The sequence below is a fragment of the Streptomyces sp. NPDC028928 genome, from assembly GCF_055564915.1.
Genome location: NZ_JBVHVI010000036.1, coordinates 1 through 4,375, shown reverse-complemented (window position 1 = coordinate 4,375; position 4,375 = coordinate 1). Strand labels below are relative to the sequence as shown.

The following is a 4,375-nucleotide window of genomic DNA, read 5'->3' as shown; positions in this document are numbered from 1 at the left end:
ACCGCTCCGCCTGCGCCCGCAACGCCGCTTCCCCGCGCCCGGACACCACCCACGGCACCACCGACGGCACCACCGACGGCACCACAACCGCACCCTCACCGGCCGCAGCCGGCGGCTCGGGAGCCTCCTCCACGATCACATGCGCGTTCGTCCCACTCACACCGAACGAGGAGATGCCCGCCCGACGCGGTTCTCCCGTCTCCGGCCAGGCGCGCTGCTCCGTGAGGACGCGGACGGCGCCGGTGGTCCAGTCGACCTGGGGGGTGGGTTCGTCGACGTAGAGGGACTGCGGCAGGGCACCGTGCCGCATCGCCTCGACCATCTTGATCACACCGGCGACACCGGCGGCGGCGGCCGTGTGGCCGATGTTCGCCTTGAGGGAGCCGATCCACAGCGGGCGGTCGGCCGGACGCCCCTGGCCGTAGGTTGCGAGGAGGGCCTGCGCCTCGATGGGGTCGCCGAGGGTCGTCCCGGTGCCATGGGCCTCCACGGCGTCCACCTGTGCGGTGGTGAGCCCCGCATTGGCGAGGGCGGCGCGGATGACGCGCTGCTGGGAGGGCCCGTTGGGGGCGGTCAGGCCGTTGCTGGCGCCGTCCTGGTTGACGGCCGAGCCGCGCACGACCGCGAGCACCTGGTGGCCGTTGCGCCGCGCGTCCGACAGCCGCTCCAGCAGCAGCATGCCGACGCCCTCGCCCCACGCCGTACCGTCCGCCGCGGCGGCGAAGGGACGGCAGCGTCCGGTGCGGGACAGCGCGCCCTGGCGGCTGAACTCCACGAAGGTCTCGGGGGTGGCCATCACCGTGACGCCGCCGGCGAGGGCGAGGGAGCACTCGTCGTTGCGCAGCGCCTGAACCGCCAGGTGCAGGGTCACCAGCGAGGACGAGCAGGCCGTGTCGACGGTCACCGCCGGGCCCTCGAGGCCGAAGGTGTACGACAGGCGCCCGGAGACCACACTGGCCGCTATGCCGGTGGCGAGGTAGCCCTCGGACTGCTTGGGGGCCCGACGCAGCAGGGCGGCGTAGTCCTGGCCGTTGGTGCCGGCGAAGACACCGGTACGGCTGCCCTTCAGCGACGTCGGGTCGATGCCGGCCCGCTCGATGGCCTCCCACGAGGTCTCCAGCAGCAGCCGCTGCTGCGGGTCGAGCGCCGTCGCCTCGCGCGGGGAGATCCCGAAGAAGGCGGGGTCGAAGTCACCTACGTCGGTGAGGAATCCGCCTTCGCGGACGTACGACGTTCCCGGCCGCGACAGCTCCGGGTCGTACAGGCCCTCGGTGTCCCAGCCGCGGTCCGTCGGGAACTCGGAGAAGGCGTCCTCGCCCGAGGCGAGCAACTGCCAAAGCCGTTCGGGCGAGTCGACCCCGCCGGGGAAGCGGCAGCTCATCCCGACGATCGCGATGGGCTCGCGCTCTCCCGACTCCACTTCCTGGAGGCGTTGCCGTGCTTCGTGAAGTTCGCCGGTCACTCGCTTCAGGAAGTAACGGAGCTTGTCCTCGCTGGTGTTGGTCACGCCGTACTACTCCAAGTTCGGGAAGTCGTCACGCGGTGCGCGGAGAAAGGAGCCAAGGGGGATGGGGAGCGGGGGGTCAGGAGATGCCGAGTGTCAGGAGATGCCGAGTTCGTTGCTGATGAAGTCGAAGACGTCGTCGTCGGAGGCCGAGGCGAGCTTGTCGGCCGCCTGGCCGGGTTCGGCCTCGGACTCCTCGGCGGGACTGCACAGCTGGAGCAGTGCCTTCAGCCGCAGGGAGATCTCGTTCCGGGCGTCGTCCTCGGCCTCTCCGACGAGTGCGGAGATGTCCGACGCGAGCCGGTCGAGTTCCCCGACCACGCTGTCGAAGCGCCGGGCCCCTTCGGGGCTCAGCTCCGCCCTCAGGCGGTCGGCGAGGAGCTGGGGAGTGGGGTGGTCGAAGACGATGGTCGCCGGCAGCCGCAGTCCGGTCGCGCCGGTCAGGCGCTTGCGGAGTTCGACGGCCGTGAGCGAGTCGAAGCCGAGGTCCTTGAACGCCCGGTCCGCCGTGATCGCCTCGTCGGTGCTGTGCCCGAGCACGGCCGCGACGTGTGTGCGCACCAGGTCCAGCAGCCGGAGATCCTGCTCCGCCGGGGAGAGCGCGCCCAGCTCGGCGCGCAGGGCCTCGGCGGGGTCGTCGGCCGTGCCGGCACCGTCGGCGGGCGCCGTCTCCAGCGCGCGCCGCGCCTCCGGGATCTCCATGACGAGCTGAGCGGGGCGGGCGCTCGCGAGCCGCGGGGCGAAGCGGTCCCAGTCGATGTCCGCGACGACGACGTGCTCCTCACCCCGCCCGAGCACCGACTCCAGCACCTTCAGCGCATCACCCGGCTCCATCGGCGCGACCCCGCCCCGATGAGCCCACGACTCCCTGGCCTCACCCACGGCCAGACCGTCACCGGCCCAGCGACCCCACGCCACCGACACAGCCGACAACCCCTGCGCCCGACGCAACGCCGCCAACCCGTCCAGACAGGCATTCGCCGCCGCATAGTTGGCCTGCCCCGCACCACCCACCGTCCCCGCCAACGACGAGAACAGCACGAACGCATCCAGACCCAGATCCCGGGTCAGCTCATGCAGATGCCAGGCAGCCTCCGCCTTCGCCCCCATCACACCGGCCAACCGCTGCGGCGACAGCCCCTCGATCACACCGTCGTCCAGCACACCCGCCGTGTGCACCACACCCGTGAGTGGGTGCTCGGCCGGGATCCCTGCCAGTACCTGAGCCAACGCGGCACGGTCGGCCACATCACATGCGGCCAGGGTCACACCGACACCGGCAGCCTCAAGCTCACCACGAAGCGCATCAGCCCCCGGCGCCCGCTCTCCCCGACGGGAGACCAGCACCAGATGCTCCACACCCCGACCGGCCAGCCACCGCGCCACATGACCACCCAGCGCACCCGTACCACCGGTCACCAAAACCGTGCCACTCGGACGCCACTCACCAGCACCGGCACCAGACCCGCCGGCCCGCACCAGCCGACGCCCGAAGACCCCCGCCGAACGCACCGCGACCTGATCCTCACCGGCGCCACCCGCCAGCACCGCCGCCAAACCGTCCCCGACCCGGCCATCGACCGACTCCGGCAGATCGACCAGCCCACCCCAGCGCTCCGGGTACTCCAGGGCGGCCACCCGGCCCAGACCCCACACACCCGCCTGCACCGAGCTGACCACCCGATCAGCACCACCGACACCCACGGCACCCCGGGTCACACACCACAACGGCGCCCCGACCCCGGCATCACCCAGCGCCTGCACCAACTGAAGAGTGCCGGCCAGACCAGCCGACTCGTCCAGCGCCAGCAACGACACCACGCCGGCCGGAGCCACCACACCGCGCAGCACCTCGGCCAACCCGGCCCGATCGGCACCCGACTCGACCGGCAGCAACCGGACCTGGGCTCCCCTCGCGTCGAGGGCCTGCACCAGCGCAGACGTCCACTCGTCCTCGGCAAGGGCCAGGGGCACCGCGACGAGCCAGGTGCCGGACAGCACCTCAGCCTTCACCGGCACCGGCCTCCAGGCGACGCGGTACTGCCAGCCCTCCAGCCGGACCTCGTCCCGCTGCCCCTGCCGCCAGGCCGTCAGTGCCGGCAGCGCCGCCTTCAACGGCTCGTCGGGCGACACCCCGAGGACCGAGGCCAGCGACTCCAGGTCGCCGTTCTCCACGACCTCCCAGAAGCGTGCGTCGGCAGGGTCGGTGGCGGTGGCCTGCCCACCGGTGGGCGCGTCGAGCCAGTAGCGGCTGCGCTGGAAGGCGTAGGTGGGCAGGTCGGTGTGGTGCGCGCCGGTGCCGGTGAAGGCCTGCGCCCAGTCGACGTCGACGCCGTTGACCCACAACTCACCCAGGGAGGTCAGGAAGCGGTCCAGGCCGCCGTCGTCGCGGCGCAGGGTGCCCGTGACGGCCGCCTCTTCGGCGGTGTCCTGGATGCTCATCGCGAGCACCGGGTGCGCCGACACCTCCACGAACACCGCGTGATCCTGGTCGGCGAGAGCGCGTACGGCGTCCTCGAAACGGACCGTGCGACGCAGGTTGCGGTACCAATACCCGGCATCCAAAGCCTCGGTGTCGATCCAGTCGCCCTCCACCGTGGAGAAGAACGGGACCCGAGGGGACACCGGCGCAACCTCGGCCAGCGCCTTGGCGAGGTCGTCCTCGATCCGCTCCACGTGAGAGGTATGAGAGGCGTAATCGACCGGGATACGGCGGGCACGGACCTCGTCGGCCTCACAGGCGGCGATCAGCTCGTCCAGAGCCTGCGGTTCACCCGCGACCACGACCGAGGCCGGGCCGTTCAGGGCAGCGATCTCGATACGACCGTCCCAGGCAGCAATCCGCTCAGCGGCCTGCCCAGCGTCCACAGC

At 71.8% G+C, this 4,375-nt stretch carries 2 protein-coding genes; both read right to left on the bottom strand.

All coding sequences use genetic code 11. The features are described 5' to 3' along the window. A partial coding sequence (locus ACZ4U1_RS40120) for a type I polyketide synthase (protein ID WP_467909124.1) occupies positions 1–1,507 on the bottom strand: 1,507 nt, incomplete at its 3' end. A gap of 93 nt (positions 1,508–1,600) precedes the next feature. Then, a partial coding sequence (locus ACZ4U1_RS40115) for an SDR family NAD(P)-dependent oxidoreductase (protein ID WP_467909123.1) occupies positions 1,601–4,375 on the bottom strand: 2,775 nt, incomplete at its 5' end.